Genomic DNA, 17,418 nt, shown 5'->3' with positions numbered 1-17,418 from the left:
GCGTCTTGCCGACCCCGACCGATCCCATCAAGAGTATGCCGCGCTCGACAACCGGATAGTCACGCACCAGCGTGTGGGCGTAGTTGAAGGCGCGCAGCTGCGACAGATTCCCCTTCGCCGGCTGGTAGGTTTGCAAGCTCGTTTCACTATAGAGCTTCGGGATACAGGCATCCGCCAGCAGCTTTGCCCGCCGCTCTTGTGTGCGACAGCGGCAAGGGCGCACCCCCTTACCTTCGACGAACTCCCACCCCGTCCCGGAGCACGCCGAGCACAGGTCCGCCGGCTTTGCGACCTCTTCGGAATGTCGTTGCTCGCCGGATGATTCCAGTGCGGCATCGCTTCTGACCGCGTAAAGCGGCTGCTTCTTGGCTAAGTCTGAAGACATCATTTCACTCCTTCTGGCTCCGCTGGCCGGCCACCGCGATGGCAAGCTCGCGAACTTTCGGGGCGTCTCCCGCCAGCAGGTATCCACCTGCTTCGGCACTGATCTCGGCCAGCGTCACGTCGATGGCCTGGCCATGGCATTCGAGCAGCGACAAACAAATCTCGGCGACTTCCCTGACCTCGTCTGCGTTAAGCACCTTCGGCTCACATGCGACAGCCTTATGCTGGCCGACGGCCAGCTCCGCGCGGGCGGCTCGCGCGGAATTCTTGATCAAGCCATGTTGCCTGAGCACATTGAAGGCCTCGCGCTGCGCCACTCGTGCGGCTTTCGGCAGCCCGCGCTCCTCCAGCCATTCGCGCGTTCTTTCGTGCTCGCGGGTTGCAGCCTGCGCTGCGGCCATGCGTAGCGCAGGCTCGAGCTCGAATTTCAGTCGCCTGACGACCTCATCGATTGAACCGAATAAGTCTGCTGGTGCGGTTACCTCCGCGGGGCTCGACCCGACAGCGCCCTGACTCACCGGGGATCGTTGAGGCTGCCGGCTCGGGGATGTTTGAATGGCTGGGCTGTTCTCCGCGCCGCTTGCCGGCGCGCCGGAGTTATCTGGTTCTAAAACTTCTAGATCACCGAAGGTGTCATTAAAGGCTGCTTCATTCCGTGAAGCACGGGCCTCACCATTTGAAGCATGGGAAAAGGCCAAAATTTTTTTGCCGCCTGGAGTCGGTTTAATCCCTACCGAGGAGGCGGCGCGATTCAGAAATATCCTGACGCCGACGCCATTCTTGCCGGCGAAGTAGCCGATGATCCCCTGCGTGTGCATCCAGGCGAGCGCCTTGTTGGCCGTCGCGCTCGAAACGTTCAGCGACGCGCAAAGCACGGCCCAGGCGGTCAGGCGCTTCCCCTCCCTGACCTCGGCCTCAAACCTGAGCACCCCTTGACGTTCCCAGCATCTGTCAGGCGCGGTCGTCAAGCGGAGATAAATTTTGCTCATCAGCGGGGTCACGGCGTCTGCCTCAGGCGAAGTGAGGGCGGCAATGATTTCGTCATCGATCTGGCGGAATCGCTTGCGGTACTCGTTCGGGCCGAGTTCCGTCTTACGAATGAATCGCTGGCTCGGAAGAGCTTGCGTGGCCATTTTCTATCTCTCGGTAAATGTTCCGACCGGCAACGTCGATCAAGATGGTTGAGATCATGCACACGAATACCTACCGCTTCACGACACACCAATCCTAAACCCGAAGCGGAACTGGTAAATTATGCGCCTTGGGTCAATCCGTTAGTTGAAGGCTTCCTGCTGCACTCTCATGCGTACACCATGTTTTTGACGTTGTAAATCCCCCTGTAATCTTCGTTGCACCCGCTGCAACGAAGATTACAGGGGATGCAAAATATAATGCACCCCCTGTAATCATGAGTGCATCCCCTGCAAAAAACGTTGCATCCCCTGCATTGATAAATGCAGGGGTATATAATGAAGACCCATGCAATCAACATTGCATCCCCTGCAAAGAAGATTGCAGGGGTATGTTCGTGTCTAGTCACGGACTGATCACACCATTGCGGAATGGGTTCTCAGGCCTGAGAAGAATTATTATTGCAACATGCGAGGATATGGTTTGCTGGCTTCGAGCCAGGTTTTCTCGGGCCTTTGTTTATTCCCTAACCCGACAGGCGATAGGCTGTCGGCCTGAGAACCTGTCCACTGTACATAAAAAATAACGAAGTGTTTTATCAGGCAACCGTCACAGGGTGAAGGTTAAACCCTGTAGCCGATCAACTGGAGATCAGACACATTAGAGAAGGGCGATCTTAACCGAGCGGGATACCTCTGCAATTTTTTTGCAGGGGATGCGGAGAAAATTGTAGGGGTATTATGTCTGAGAATCCTCACTGCCGATGTGGTAACGTCGGTCGCCGCCGGAAAGGGCCTGCGGGGAAAGGTAAAGGCGAAAGACGGTGCCTTTCTTGGTGGGGGTATTGTAGATGTCTGGCCGTTCGACGAAGCCAAGTAATTCGAGTTGAGCGACGACGTTATAACATTGACGTTCCTTCAGACCCGCGGCGGCGGCGAGCTTCGGCATTGAGGTAAAGCATTCCTCCTGGCCGACGGCATGAGTCATTTCAAACAGAACCCTACAAACGCTCATCTGCCCGGACCGCAGAATGGGAGACCATCGCTTCGAGAATTCTCCAAAGCTGCCTGCACTTCCTGCGCCTGGCTTCGTTCCCGATGTTCGAATGACCCCTGCAATCTTTTTTGCAGGGGTGGCATCCTGCGGTTGGGCCGGGGCAGGGAACTGACTGACCCCTGCACTGATCTTTACAGGGGTGTCCCCCCGGACTGGCGGTTTCCTAAGGGCCGCTTCTTCCTGCGCCTTGGCCTCTTGAAGTATTTCGCGCAGCGGGTTGATTTCGGCCACGCGCGGGGTCCGCTCCGGCAGGCGGAACTTACTCTTGCCGGCCACCCGCTTCACAGGTTTGATCTTCGGTTCAGCCATTTACGCGTGTCTCCTCGGAAGCGAGCTTTAATTTACCTTTGGTCTTTCGGGACCCAAGTCGCTTCAGTATCTCGTCGGTGAGCTCTGAGTAGAGCACCGCACCGCGAGAGGCCGGTGCGTAGAGTTGAACCGGCTGATGGAATGCAGGCGACTCTTCGAGCTTGACGTTGCGGTGGATAATCGTGTCGAAGACCTTGTTACCATACCGCTCCTTCAGGCTGCGGAAGGATTCTGCCGACACTGAAGTCCGCCCATCGAAGAGCGTACACACCAGGCCCAGAAGCTCCAGCTCAGGGTTCGTACTCCTGACCTCCTCGAATGTGCTCATCAGGTCGTCGAGCCCGTCCTGCGCGAGCGGAGATGCGGCAACGGGTACGAGCATATATGACGAGGCGAGGAGCGGCGCCGTGAGAATCTGGCCGAGTGTCGGCGGAGTGTCGATCACGACAAAATCATAATGAGAACGGAGCGGCGCGAGCTTCGAACGGAGGCGGTTAATCGCAATGGCCGGCTCCTTTTCGAACCTGGCGAACCGCAGCTTGGAGGGAACCAAATCCAGGTGTTCCATCTCAGTCGTGACGATGGCCGCCTCGAGCGGCATCTTCTCGCGATGATCGGCCTCGATGAGAACATCGGCAATCGAGATGCCGATCTGCTCTGGGGCTAAGAAATGCGCGGACACGTTAGCCTGCGGGTCCCCGTCGATGAGCAGCGTTTCGTACCCGCGGGAGGCCAGTTCCGCGGCCAGACAGGCGGCCGTCGTGCTTTTCCCGACCCCCCCTTTTTGATTGGCGATGGCAATGGTCTTCATTTTATGCGGCCTTCCTATTTGTCACGCCAAGGTGGAGCATCTTCAGAAGCTTTTGAACAGGCGGCGAAGGTTTAAATTCGTCGCGCTCGTAACGGGCCACCGTGTTCGGCGTCACCCCGAGTTCTTCCGCCAGCTTAGCCTGTGTGTAGCCGAGCAACCTGCGCAGCTCTTTGATCTCTTCGCCAGTCATCATAAACCTTCCCTCATTTGACGGCGCCATAATACTATACGTGGCGTCTATACGCCACGTATGATTTAACTACCCTGGTGATTTTATTTACCCCTGTAATATTCAATGCACCCCCTGCACTGTATATTGCAGGGGTGTAGCTATCGAAGATTGATTGAAAGTGCTTTGGCGGATAGATCAAACGATCAGAGACGTACGCCTTGGCTGTTGCTTGCGGCGTTTTATGCGCAGCAGTACATCCCAGACCGGATCACAAGCGTCTATCAACTGCTGAATGTCTTCGTCCGTGAGGTCCTCACGCGTGATCTCCCGGAACGCGAATCCCAGTTGCTTAATCTGCTCCCAAAACAGGTGTGTGCTGTCGTACGGGTCGAAATCTTCCAGCGGCTCGTTGCCTCCGACCGCGTCGGTTGCCGAGCCCAGAGGGGCCGCTGCCGGTTTGGATGGCGCCAGTAGCTCGTTAACCCGCCTGCGCAGCCGTTCGCCGGAGGCCCGGCTCCGGAGGTGGGCCGAAAGGATCTCGGCACGCTTGCGTCTGGCCGCCGCCAGCGACAGCTCGAGCCGGCCCGGCTTGATCCTGGCCAGCTGCTCGGCCTCGAACAGATTCACGCGCCCGCTATTGAGCGCTTCAAGCACGTCGGCAGGGAAGTCCAGCAGGCGCAGGTAGTGATCCACGAAGGTAGCGATAGAGGTCCGCCCGGATGTTTCACGGTCGAGTATCTCAGCGAGCTTCGAACCCACCTTCACGACCTCCTCCCGCGGCCAACGCGAGGGACGGCCCCGGCGGGTGTCAGACGCCGAGTAGCGCTCGACGTGGCGCACGGCGCGCGCCAACTTGATCATATCTTCTTCTCTAAGAGGAGATAAAAGAGGGAAGGCGCCCTTCAGCTGGTCAAAGATGGAGCGCACCCGATGGGGAGAAGCGAACGGATCGGCTTGGCGCTTCCGCCTGCGAGTGATTCGCATATCGAGAGAATTCCTCCCTGAATGATAAGGGATGTTTGAGGACGGCAAGATATTACCCGTACGAACAGAAAAATTCCACGAAAAAGCGCTGAGGGAACACAAAGGGTAAATTTTTGTAACCTTACAAAATCTGTGTTATGCTGGCCTCCGCAATGACTCAAGCGCCTCAAAACGACTTGATTCTGGCTAGTGCTGAGCGCCAGGTGGCCCTGAAGAATGCCCTACGCCTGTGGGCCGAAGCCGTCACCGCCGCCTCCACTCACCGACGCGATGAGCTCCTACAGTACAAACAAAAAGTCGTCACCGCGTTCTTCGCCTTCGTTGGAAAGCACCCGGCTGAAGTTTCGCCCCTCGATGTCGAGCAGTGGCGGCAGCGGCTCAAAGGGCAAGGCCTCGCCGCAAATACGATTTACTCACGCATCTGCTTTCTCAGTTCCTTCTTCGAGTGGGCTATGCGCACGCCGGCTCTTAAAGAGCAGATCAAGCAAAACCCGGTGCGGCTGGCGATGCCGAAGGCCCCCAAGCCTTACCAGACCGAGAGCGCCAAGGCCTGGACCGACGCCGAGATGCAAGCCATCGTTGATGTCGTGCGAGCCAAAGCCGATGCCGGAGACATCGTCGGCAAGCGTGATTACGCGCTGCTGCTGTTTTACCTGATCACCGGCATGCGCCGGCAGGAGGTGATCGGCTTGAGGGGCAAGAATCTCAGGCTCGAAGAAGATGCAATCGTAATCACCAGCAAGGTCAAAGGTGGTGACTATATCGGCAGGGAAGTGCGCGATCCGGGTTTACGGGCGGCGCTGCTGGAGTACCTGACTACCTGCGGGAGGCTGGTGGTGCTGAAGACGGATGGGCCGCTGTGGACGCGGCACGACCGGGCAGGGAAACCGGGGGCGGCGCTCAGTTCGCACTCGTTCGTGAAGAACCTGAAGCGGTATGCGCGGCAAGCCGGAGTCGGCGAAGTGCATCTGCACCAGACGCGGCACAGCTACGCGCGGATCATCGCCGAGGAGAGCGGCTCGATCACCGACACACAAGACGCGTTGGGGCACCGGAATGCCGCGACGACGCGCATCTACGTGCAGCGGATCGCGGTCAAGAAAGATAAGTATAGCGACCGCATTACCCGGCGAATCCTGCGTGAGCATTCCTGATCTCTGTCCTGCTTGGGTTAGAAGCATGCCAAGCTTTTCCTGCCGCGTCGTACACTAATCCAGACGCCCATCTCGCCTTCCTAACTAATCCATCGAACACCCGGTCAAGCAGAGTGAGCTTGTGCGACACACAGCAGGCCGGACTTGGGTAGCGGATTCCGCTGATCAGGTACTTCGCGTTTCAGAGACTTAGCTGAACCTGGCGCATGATCACCGGCGCATGGCCCTGGCCGGGCAAATATTCGTTGACAACGCCGCCAGGTTTACTTTATAAGCAATCAGCATGCGGAATTGTTAGACTGATTACCAAAATAAGTGTGACAGAGGAGAGAACTGGAATGGCAACTCAAACCACAAGCAAGAAAGGCAGCAAAAAAGAAACCCCCAGAGGAGGGCCGGATCAGGCGAGAGCCGTAAAAGCAGGAAAGGGCGGGAGCAAAAAATCTGGTCGCACCAGAGGCACATCCAAGTAGCGCCGAGACGGCTATCTAATCCTTCCATTCCGATTCGACTACTGCGGTTTTGCTTGAGGGAATGCCCAATCCCATGTGAGCATTTCCTCGTCAGCGTTGGCCGGGACTGGGCGCCGGCACCCGTGGCGGAGTTTCGTCAAACCTGATCTTTGGATTCCGGTAATTCCTGGCGCCCTCGCGAAGGAAGGCGCGACTTTCATTCCTTGGCGGCGATGGATTGTTAGACCCGTAATCAGAACTCGCGCATTGGGATTCTACATCATCAACCCCTTCGAAATACGATGAAGCTGACCCAGGCAAATTCTTGAATCTAATTTGCCATGACGGTGACCGGGGATCGGTTGAGCGATGCTCAGCAAGGTGCAACAATTGTGTAATCGGTATACGAGGCTCGTCTTCGTGGCGCTGCTGCTCTCACAAGCCGCGCATTTCGGATGTCGCGGCAAGCCTGCGACCGATGCCGGCCCGTCTTCCGACCCGGTCCGGCGCGTCTTCAGCCTCCTACCAAACCAGACCTCCGCAGGCCGCCTTGTCAGCGGGGAGATACATGCTTACACCATCTCGCTGTCGCCACATCAATATCTCCGATTCGTCACTCATTCATCTGCGGCGCCTTTGATCGTGAGGCTGATGGGGCCGCGCGGTGAGGCATTGGCGCAGCATACCGCCCGTTGTTATGGCATGCTGCCCATATCGTTCCTCCCTCAAATCAGCGGTCAATTCACCATAGAAGTACAGGCAGCGCGGGCGCAGGAAGACGTCACAACTTATGAACTATTCACCGAGCCGTTGCGCGAAGCCGGCCCGCAGGACGACAGTCGGCTCATCGCCGACGAAGCGTTCGCGGCTGCGGAGGGCTTGCGCCAACAATGGCAGCGGCAGGCCCTCGCCGACGCCTTAGGCCAGTACGTCAAGGCGTTGCAGTATTGGCAAGCTCTCAACGACGAAGCTGACGGGGCTGCGGCATTATTGGGCATCGCCGACCTGCATTACCTGCGCGGGAAAAACCGCGAAGCCTTAGACTATTACACCCAGGCCCTAGCACCCAGCCGGAGTTCACGGCGGCTGGGGTCTGAAATCGCGGCCCTGAATGGTATGGCAATCACCTGTATTGAGATGGGTAAGATTGCTGATGCGCTTCAGTATTGCACACGGGCGCTCGACTTGAGTCGCCATGCCGGAGACCGGCGCGGCGCGGCCCTGGCCCTTAATCATACGGGCTTGATCTACTACTCCTCCGGTGATCTGTTGAAAGCCATCGGCTACTTCGAGCAAGCTTTGACCACGAGCCAATCTGATGCGGACATCGGCAGCCAGGCGCTGGCTTTAATCGATCTGGGCTACGCTTATCAGGACCTGGGGGATTTATCGAAGGCGTCTGATTACTACTCCCAGGCGCTCGCCTTCTGGCGGCGCATTGATGATCGGCGACAAACGGCTCTGGCGCTGACCGCTATCGGCAACGTGTATATGTTTCTCGGCGAGAGGCAAGAAGCCCTCAAGCGGCAGACCGAGGCGGCGGCAATCTTGCAGCAGATCGATGACCAGAACGGCGAGGCCGCCGCACTCAATGGGCTCGGCAGCCTTTATGATGAACTGGGGGAGAGGCCGAAGGCGCTGTCGGCTTATGAGCGTTCGTTACAACTATGCCGCGCCTCAGGCAATCGCGCCTTCGAGTGTCAGACTCTGGGCTACGTTGGCAGGATGTACCATGCGTCAGGGGACAATCGCGGCGCCCTCGCCTGCTTTAAACGGAAATTGCAACTCAGCCGGCAAATCAGCAATCGAAGGATTGAGGCGCATACACTGAGGGACATCGGCTCACTGCTATATTCACAGGGGCGGCTACGCGACGCGCTCCAGCATTACCGGCAAGCCCTGGCGCTCAGCCGCAGAGTGAACGACCCGCGCGGGCAAGCCTATACGCTGGATTATATCGGCTACATACATGACACGTCAGCAAGGAAGCGGCAGGCGCTTGCTTATTACTCACAGGCGCTGCCACTGATCCGCGCCGTCGAAGATCGTAGCGGAGAGGCGCTGACCCTTTACAACATCGCCCGTGTGAACCGCGACCTCGGCCATCTAGGCGAGGCCCGCCGCGCCATCGAGGAAGTACTCGAAAAAGTCGAATCCTTGAGGACGAAAGTCACCGACCAGGAATTACGCACGTCTTACTTCGCCTCCGTTCATCGGTATTACGAATTATGTATCGACGTGCTTATGCGCCTGCACCGGCAGGACCCGCTCCGGGGATTGGATGCCGTCGCCCTGGAGGTGAGCGAAAAGGCGCGCGCGCGCGCCCTACTCGATTCACTCGCCGAAGCCGGCGCCGACATCCGTCAGGGGGTGAAGCCGGAGTTGCTGGAAAAAGAGCGCACCTTGCGGCAAGCACTCAATGCCAGGGTGGAGCTGCGCGTGCGAATCCTCAGCGACCACCATACCCCGGAACAGGTGGAGCGGCTTGACCAGGAAATCAATAAACTCACGGACGAGTTCAAAATGGCCCAGGCGCAGATCAGGGAAAGCAGCCCCGGCTACGCCGCCCTGACTCAGCCGTCCCCACTTTCGGTTTCTGAAATACAGAGGCGCGTACTCGATCCCGGCACCGTATTGCTGGAATATGCCCTCGGTGATCAGACGAGCTACCTCTGGGCCATCACGCCGAACTCGATTGAGAGCCATAGACTGCCGGGACGCAAGGTCATCGAAGAATTGGCCAAGAAGACGTATGAGTTGATCACTACTCAACAACCGTTGTCGGGCGAGACGGCAGAGGAGTACCGACAGTGCATCGCCGCCTCAACGGCGCAATATTGGTCTCTGGCAAGTCGCTTGAGCCAGATACTACTAGCGCCCGTGGCCACACAGATCAGCCAAAAGCGGTTGGTGATCGTTGCCGAAGGGGCTCTGCAACACATCGCATTTGCCAGCCTGCCCGTGCCAAAAACCGACGGCGCGTGGCCGCCCGCCGCAGACGAGGATTGGCGGGTCACACCGCTCGTGGTGGAACATGAAATTGTCAGCCTCCCTTCCGCCTCGACGCTCGATGTCCTGCGCCAGGAGTTGAGCAAACGCGAGCCGGGCGGCAAGATGATCGCCATCTTCGCCGACCCGGTCTTTACGCCAGAGGACCCTCGCATCAGTCCGCCGGGAAACGCCGGCCCACCGTCCGCGCGGGCCGAACTGCCGCCACAGATCAGTCGCGCCTTACGTGACACCGGCGGCACAGAGGAGGGATTTTATCTTCCGCGTTTGCCGGGAACACGCGCAGAGGCAGCCGCCCTGGTCGAGGCCGCTGCCGGGGCCGAAGTCCTATTAGCGATGGACTTCGATGCCAACTTATCCAGGTTGCAGAGTCCTGACCTCGCCGGGTGCCGCATCGTCCATCTGGCGACGCATGGGATTCTGAATAACCAGCACCCTGAATTGTCCGGCATCATCCTGTCGCTGGTCGACCGGCAGGGACATGCCTGCGAAGGCTTTCTAACCCTGGCGGCGGTGTACAACCTGCAACTCAAAGCCGACCTTGTGGTCCTTAGCGCCTGCAATACGGGGCTGGGCAAAGACATCCAAGGCGAAGGACTGATCGGGCTGACGCGAGGCTTTATGTACGCAGGCGCGCGCCGCGTCGTCGCCAGCCTCTGGCGCGTTAACGATACGGCGACTTCACGGTTGATGAGTCTGTTTTACAAAGGTATGCTAAAAGACGGCTTGCAGCCGACCGCCGCCCTACGGGCTGCCCAAATCGAGATGTGGGAAAAAGATCGCTGGAAATCGCCTTTTTTCTGGGCGGCCTTTCAAATTCAAGGAGAGTGGCAGCCGGATGCCTGGCATTGGTAGACGCAAGGCCCCGTCAAGGCCGACACGGACGAGCAACTCATATGGCTGGTCGTAAATCATGGCGTTGACGCAGACCTCTTTTGACCTTCTGCTTGCGCGCTTGCACCCGGACAGGGACCAGGCGGCAGAAGCCTACGAGTCGGTTAGAAAAACCCTGATTAAGTTTTTCGAATGGCAGGGCTGTGCCAACGCCGAGGTGTGCGCCGATGAGACCATCGACCGGGTGGCGAAAAAGATTGATCAAGGCGAGGATATCCGCGACCTGACGAGATATTTCCGGGGCGTCGCCCGGCTGATCGCCTACGAAGTGCTCAAAGACCGCGAACGGCAAGCCGGCCTCGCTCGCGAATTATCCCACGCCCCGGCGGTTGTGACGGCGGCTGAGAGCGAGGAAGACCAGGCCAAACGCCATTGCATGAAGCAGTGCCTGCGCCGACTTTCCCGTGAGAATTTAGAATTGATCACCCATTACTGCCAGCCCGAAAATAAGGCGAAGAATAAAAAGAACCTTGCCGAGGAGTTGGGAATACCTCTGAACGCCTTGCGGATACGCGCGCACCGGATCAGGAAAGAGCTGAAGGCATGCTACACCGCTTGCCTTCAACGCAAGCCAAATCCTGAAATAATTTGAGGCTTGTAACACAAATAGCTAAGGGGAGCTAAATACCGTGGAAGATCAAACGGGGAAGCGACGATTGATCGACTATTTGCTTGGAGGCCTAAAAGTGGACGAGCGTAGGCAGATAGAAGAGCGCTATTTCAGCGACGAAGCATTCTTTCAGGAGATGTTGATTATAGAAGAAGAGCTGATCGACAGCTACATCCATCATGATTTTTCGGCTGAAGAGATTGAGCGGTTTGAGAAACATTACCTCACGACCCCCGAGCGCCGCGTCCAGGTCGAGTTCGCGCGAATGCTGGCCGCCTCACTTCCAAGAATCGACATGCCTCAGGTCACACAAGAGGCAGACGCCCGCCCGCCCGGTCGCGTCGGTTGGTTAGCCGCATGGGGCGAGCGTTACCGCTCGTTCTCGTGGAAGGCGATTATGGCCCTGGTCGTCGTCGCGTTGTTGCTGGGGGGTGCAGGTCTCTGGCTGCGCCGCCAAGCCAGTCATCTCGAACAGGAGCGCGCCAGTTTGTCCCGGCAGCGCCAGGAAACCGACCGGTTGAATGAAAAGTTGGAGCGCAGTCTCAGAGAACTGGAGCAAGTGAGACAGCGCACCGAGTCGTTGACGCCGGGGTCATCGGGAGAGGCCACAGTCGCCACCGGGCTGCTGCTGCCGATGTTGACGCGGTCGGGGTCCGGGGAGCAGATTTTGCGGCTGCCCGCGCCGGCGACCCTCTTATTGCTGCAAGCCCCTGTCGAATCAGCCGGCAGGGCTTATCAGACCGTGCTGACCCGAGATGGCGCAGAGATTTTGCAGTTGAATCATTTGAATTCTCGATCCGCGCAGGGCGGCAACTTTATTGAGATCGCGCTGACTGCCGCCATGCTCGCCGGGCGTTCATACGTACTGACAGTCAAACCTGAAGACGGCGAAGACGGGCCGGACGTCTACTCATTCAGTATCCAAAGGCCGTGACCTGAGGCCGCCCGGCCTCGATTCAAACCCGCCGCCTTGCCCGAGCAAGAATATCTTGCTCGCCTGCCATGAAATCTTTTCCAACCCGCAACACTTACTTGTGAAGGAGCGATTGGAACTGACCGAAGGGAACCGTTCAGCGATCCTCCTTCAGTAAAGCTGTTGAAAGCCACGAAAGCCCGTTGATCGGTGAAACGCTGATATACCCATAGGCAGCCTAAAGACCTCGGCTGCCACACTATTGCTGCACGCCACGCGAGTGAGCGCGCGAAGATGTTCTATGTCCTATGCCAGGCAACGTTTGACCGGATTATATCCTGTGGCTTCGATAGCCCAACCGTCAGACCGCGAAAGATGGACTGAATTCGGTGGTTTCTCCCCTGCGGCACTTCGCAGATTCAGTTGATCATACGCCAAGGTAGGAGTGTCGGTTTAGACTGCGCCTCATTCACTGTGTCTGATGAGAAGAGGGGAGGGAGATACCCATTGCCAGACCAACACATTCTAGAAAGTGCAAGCCTGTTTTACACGTCCCCTCGCCGTCGCCCCTCACCTGAGCGTCGCCCGAGCCGTGCGGGTCACACCGCGCCTCTTGCCGCCTTCGTTCTGATGACGCTGCCGGTTCTGCTGCTTGTGGCATCCGTCTGCGCTCAGCCGGCCAGTTCGGCGGCAGCCGTGACGAAGCCCAGCCGCCATTTCATTCTACTGATCGATGACTCGGCCAGCATTGTCAAAGGCAAGGATAGGAGAGCGGCGATCAAAAGTACCCTCCCCGACCTCTTGTTTGATGGCATAAAAGGGCAGCCCCCCCTGGCGGGGTTCACGCCGGACCAGGACCGGGTCTCGGTGGTCTTCTTTACGATTCATAAAACGCTCTCCGGCGATTGTGACGGGCGGACGGCCATGTCGGCTTCCCCCGCTGACATCTTCCAGCTTGCCATGACGGGGACGTTCAAAAGCAAGCAGGATTTCGCGGCCCGACTCAACGAGTGGCTGTATCAGCCATGTCGTTTCCGAGGGAATTGGTCGCCGATAGGGATAGCCTCAATGCTGGTCATTCCGTATCTGGAGGCGCAAATCCCCAAGGGCGAATTGCATTCACAAACCACCCTGATCGAAGTCACGGATGGGAGGTTTAACTCGCTCTCGCCGAGCCATGAATTAATTGATTTCAGTGGGGCGGGCATTGCCCACACGGACGAAGCCAGCGCCCTGCTCGACCACGTCTCCAGCCTCTTCAAGCTGCACGCCCCTGCGAGCTGGAGAAAAGTCGAGAATGATGTCTTCTACCTCAGGGCCGAAATCAAGCCCCAGCCGCTGCCGGAAGCCGTGATCCAATATCAACGCGACTCCCTGTTGTCTCCGCAGGCCGTCTCGGCGAATGCTTTACGCTATCGGCTCAATGATCAGGTCGGCGGCGATATCCAGCTTGTACCGGCAGGCTATAACGCGGAATATGGCTTCACCCCGCTATGGCTTCAGGTCAAGTATCAAAATGCGCAAGGCAGGCCGTGGCGGATGGGTTCCCAGGTCCTGCCGGCTGAAGCGATCCAGAAGAGTTTAGTCCCATGCAAGCCGCCGCTTTGCGTGGACGGGGGCGACCGGCGCGACATCTCACTGTTTGACGGAGTCGTCGGTGAGTTGCGGGTTGCACCGTCTGACCCCGACCCCGACCCGGGCCGTATCGATTTTCTGATCGGCTTCCATTACGAAACGCCGCTTTATTCCCACCTCTGCACAGAGACTGAGGGGCTATTCATCAACGTCGAGAACGCGAAGCCAGTCGACATCCCGAATCTCTTTCTGCCTGCCTCGAAGCTGACCAAACAGGACGTGGTGTCAGAGTGGAGCAGCGAAGGCGACGGCATCACCACCCAGGAAGAGGCTAAAAATCGCATGGTCGCCAACGCAAAGCTCCGGGGACTGCTGTGGTCAATCGCCGCGGTGATCCTCGCCCTGCTGGCGGCGACCTACGCCTTTCTCAAGTACTACCACCGGCAATTTCTGCCGGGCCTCAAATGGCAAGCCGTGCCCGAAGTGGTGGTGGATTTCAACCGCCCCGCGGCCAGCCGGCTACTCGTCGGCACGCTCAAGGTCGAGAACGATCAGCCGGTGCCCTGGTTAGGGCGAATATTCCGAAACGAGGAGCAGCCGACTCGCCAGGCCGAAATCTCTCTCGACTACGGGCGGGTTCAGGGCGGCCTTGAGTTGGCCGAGGGATACCCGATTGGCTTCGTGAGTGGCGAGAAATCACTCGCCACTCACGAAGGTCTCGAACCCCTGACCCGCGAGTTGGTGTCCCACAATAAGCAGATCTATATCTTCCTCGCCGCCGATAGCATTCTCGATTACCGCTCCCTGGACGCCAATGCCCTAGAGGCCCACATCGATGTTGATGTGAACGTACATATGCACTGGTGGAGGACGGAGCGTAACGCTGGCCGGCAGGATTCGCTGCTCAACCGCCTCCAAGGCTGGTTAAAAACTCACCTGTCGGGCAACGAGCAAGGCGTCGTTGGTGAGAAAGTCTGCTGCCATCTGACGATCAAGCCCGAAGCGCCGCGCAAGCCTATGGTCACCTACCGGCCTGCGCCGGACGGCAGGCTGTACTTCCGCAAAGGAGAATCGGTCGAGGTCGGCCAGTTCATCTTTGAGAGCCAGTCCATTCACAGCTTCGCGCAGCCGTACGAGTGGGAGGGCTACACCATGCAGACGTATCAGGGTATCCGCCCCCTGAGCGGCGAGCCCATACATATGGATAAGCCGCGGGTCATGGTGCCGCCTTACCAGACGGTCGCCGTGCCCGTTTATCTCGACTGTGACGGGCAGACAATTCCTAACCCCGAGCCGACGAATTGTGAATACAGTTTCAAGCTGATCGGCGATTTTGACGCGAGGTCTGAACCGGGTCCCTACACCACGACCATCTATCGTGACCCGACGCGCGCCGAGATCGGTCTGAAGATTCTGCCGCCGAGGACGCCTGCCGAGGTGTACTGGACGCCGAAAGGGGAGACACGGCTGCGCTCGCTGGCGGCAGGCGTCAACGTCGCCCCTATGCTGAAAGACGCTACGACGATTATCCTGGAGCCACAAACGATCAAGTTTTCTGCCAGGAACTCTCGCACACGCGACCTCTTCAGCATTGAAGTCGGTAATTCAGGGACGGCCGGCAAAGGCATGGTGAGGGTGGAAGTCACGACCGAGATTGCCTGTGACCCCGGCGTCCGACAGAGCTTCCAGATGGCGGACGGCCAGCCGCTAAACAAGCTGCTCGGGGTTTATGACTTTGACCGTCCGCGGCCCAGGGTGGCGGTCGGCGAGGGCGAGCCGGCCGAATCGCGCACCGTGCGAATCCATCCCGGCCACATCTCGCGAATTGTTGGGGCGCGCATCGGGACCGATAAAATCGCCGCGAAAATCCACCTCGCCATCGAGGTTCGCGGCGACCAGGAGAGCGAGCCCAGCAAGCGGTCGCTGACCATCTTGCTGCCGCTATGCTTCGAGCAACTGCCGGGGGCGAACTGGCTGGCCATAGACTTCGGCACCTCGGCCATCAGCGCCGCCTGGGGCAGTGGCCGCCGAGACAGTGTGAAGCTGATCCCGCTCCAGGAGGTGAAGGTCAAAGGCGGCCAACGCAGTCTCGCCGAACATGACCCAGGGAATGCGGAACGCAGTAGCCGTTACCTACTGCCTAGTTGGGTCGGCTGCGATGCGGACTTGCGCAATGAGTCAGGTGACCGGCAGAGGCCGGGGTTCCCGAGCTACTATTCCCAAGACATCTCTCTGATGCCGGGGAAGCCAGAGTTCATTAGCTTGCCCGCCCCCCAATATCTTTTTGAGACGAACCCGGGAAGGGTCATCTACTCATTGAAATCCTGGCTCGGGAAAGTTTCGCATAACATCTTACTGGGGAGCGAAATCCCGGTCAGAGAAAATGGTAAAACCGTGACCAGGCAGCGGCTGCCTTTAGACCGGATGGTCGAATCGGGGTTTGCGGCACTGGCGGAAGCGTATCTACTCCCTGATTATCGAGCTGATCAGGTCGTCGTCTGTCATCCCAACACCTTCACGCGGCGGCATCAAGAGCTGCTGCTCGAAATCGCCCATCGCGCGCTCGGCAATTCGGAACGTTTCGGCATCCCCTTGCGCGAACGAATCCGTCTGATCAGCGAATCCGACGCGGTTGCCTACTACTATTGCGCGGAGAAGATGCGCGGGCAGCCTGCGGCCAGGACTGAGCGCATCCTGGTCTACGATTTCGGTGCCGGCACCCTCGACCTGTCGTTGATCAGAGTCGAATGGAAGAAAACGCTGCCTCGCTACCCGGAACAATGGAAAGTGGAGAAACGCCTCGGCGTGCCCATCGCCGGCAATTACATCGATGAAATACTGGCGCGGCTCATCGATCAGCTGTTGCGTGATCCGCACGTCGTCAACGCGCAGGACTTCAATTATGAATTCCCGGTCGTCACGAGCCAGTTGACGAAGAACAGCTCGCATCTGCACCGCAGCGCCATCATCCACCTGTGGGCCTGGATTCGGGAGGCCAAACACAGTTGGAGCGACGGGTGCCGGAAGGCGCTGGCCGAAGGCGGCAGATGGGATGATTGTCCGCCCTTCAATGTGCAAGTCGGCTACAAGGCGAGCCGCGAGGCGGTGACCTATAGCGGGACTAGAACCGATTGGCAACAGCCGACGGACGAGGCCGGGCTATGGATTACAGCCGAAGGACACATCTACCTTTCCATACCGGCGCGCCTAATTTCCGAAGATGAGCGAATGAGTGAGTTCATTGACTTCGTCACCGATGGGGTGCTCGACGAGCTGCTCCAGGCCGCTGGCGTCGCGGACAGGGAAGTGAATACCGTCCTGGTCTCCGGGCGCGGGGTGCTCTACCCCGGGCTGCGGGACCGAATCTGGCAGCGGTTCTCATTCTTGCCGCAGGAAAGCTGCCCGGACCTGTTTGCCGACGACGTGATGAAACAGGCGGTCGTGCTGGGGGCGATTGCCCGCCAGGACCTTAGCCGCGACATCATGAACGGTCATAACGAAGCCGCCCTTGAACCCCGCTTCGGCGTCCTGATCAACCATGACCAGGACCTGGTGTTGGACAAAGATTGGGACGAGCCCATAGACCTGTCGGCGAGCCGGTATTTCAGGGTCGTGCAAGTGAATCTGATCTCCCCCGACCCGCGCGCCGACATGAGCTCGCTGCGCCAGCACTTTTACATCGACGTGGATAAGCCGGAATACGAGCGTGACGAGTACGTCGATGACGACAAACTGCTTTACGTCAGCAAGGGGAGCAAAGACGGTAAGTTCGTGATCTACGTCGGCGGCAAAGACCCGGCCAGCCGCGACCCGCTTTTCGCCTACGTCCAGGTCGCAAAGACCGTGACGGAGCCGCCCTGGCCGGTTGGCAATGTCTTGTTAGATCGTCGGGACTGAGTTGGCGACACACATCACTGCTTAAGGGGAACGATATGTTGCGGTCAAGCCTAGTCATCGAGCATTC

11 protein-coding genes are annotated in these 17,418 nt (G+C 58.5%); 5 read left to right on the top strand and 6 right to left on the bottom strand.

All coding sequences use genetic code 11. The features are described 5' to 3' along the window. The 6 genes from VJ464_17640 to VJ464_17615 form a co-directional block, all read right to left on the bottom strand. The coding region (locus tag VJ464_17640) for a hypothetical protein (protein ID HKQ06957.1) at positions 1-388 on the bottom strand (388 nt) is incomplete at its 3' end. 1 nt (position 389) lies between these two features. After that, complete coding sequence (locus VJ464_17635) at positions 390-1,517, bottom strand: hypothetical protein (protein HKQ06956.1); 1,128 nt, start codon at positions 1,515-1,517, stop codon at positions 390-392. 736 nt (positions 1,518-2,253) lie between these two features. Further along, positions 2,254-2,880 carry a hypothetical protein gene (locus VJ464_17630; GenBank protein ID HKQ06955.1) on the bottom strand — a complete coding sequence of 209 codons (627 nt, stop codon included), beginning with the start codon at positions 2,878-2,880 and terminating at the stop codon, positions 2,254-2,256. Then, positions 2,873-3,691: a ParA family protein gene (locus VJ464_17625; protein ID HKQ06954.1), complete on the bottom strand. Its 819-nt coding sequence runs from the start codon at positions 3,689-3,691 to the stop codon at positions 2,873-2,875. The genes VJ464_17630 and VJ464_17625 overlap by 8 nt, the downstream gene beginning before the upstream one ends. Before the next feature lies 1 nt (position 3,692). Then, positions 3,693-3,884: a helix-turn-helix domain-containing protein gene (locus VJ464_17620; GenBank protein HKQ06953.1), complete on the bottom strand. Its 192-nt coding sequence runs from the start codon at positions 3,882-3,884 to the stop codon at positions 3,693-3,695. 174 nt (positions 3,885-4,058) lie between these two features. Further along, positions 4,059-4,724 carry a hypothetical protein gene (locus tag VJ464_17615; protein HKQ06952.1) on the bottom strand — a complete coding sequence of 222 codons (666 nt, stop codon included), beginning with the start codon at positions 4,722-4,724 and terminating at the stop codon, positions 4,059-4,061. A 275-nt stretch (positions 4,725-4,999) separates the two neighbouring features. On the opposite strand from VJ464_17615, the gene VJ464_17610 reads away from it, so the two are divergent. From VJ464_17610 to VJ464_17590, 5 genes are all read left to right on the top strand, one after another. Beyond that, positions 5,000-6,001: a tyrosine-type recombinase/integrase gene (locus VJ464_17610; GenBank protein HKQ06951.1), complete on the top strand. Its 1,002-nt coding sequence runs from the start codon at positions 5,000-5,002 to the stop codon at positions 5,999-6,001. An 821-nt stretch (positions 6,002-6,822) separates the two neighbouring features. Beyond that, entirely contained in the window at positions 6,823-10,317 is a 3,495-nt protein-coding gene (locus VJ464_17605; GenBank protein ID HKQ06950.1) for a CHAT domain-containing protein, read from the top strand. A gap of 58 nt (positions 10,318-10,375) precedes the next feature. Beyond that, positions 10,376-10,948: a hypothetical protein gene (locus VJ464_17600; protein HKQ06949.1), complete on the top strand. Its 573-nt coding sequence runs from the start codon at positions 10,376-10,378 to the stop codon at positions 10,946-10,948. 94 nt (positions 10,949-11,042) lie between these two features. After that, on the top strand, positions 11,043-11,900 hold the full coding sequence (locus VJ464_17595) for a hypothetical protein (protein ID HKQ06948.1): 858 nt from the start codon (positions 11,043-11,045) through the stop codon (positions 11,898-11,900). 675 nt (positions 11,901-12,575) lie between these two features. After that, the gene (locus VJ464_17590) at positions 12,576-17,351 is read left to right on the top strand and encodes a hypothetical protein (GenBank protein ID HKQ06947.1); all 4,776 of its coding nucleotides are present in this window, start codon (positions 12,576-12,578) and stop codon (positions 17,349-17,351) included. The last annotated feature ends 67 nt before the right edge of the window (positions 17,352-17,418 follow it).

The organism is Blastocatellia bacterium (genome assembly GCA_035275065.1).
GTDB lineage: Bacteria > Acidobacteriota > Blastocatellia > UBA7656 > UBA7656 > DATENM01.
This window is presented reverse-complemented; position numbering and strand designations above follow the sequence as displayed.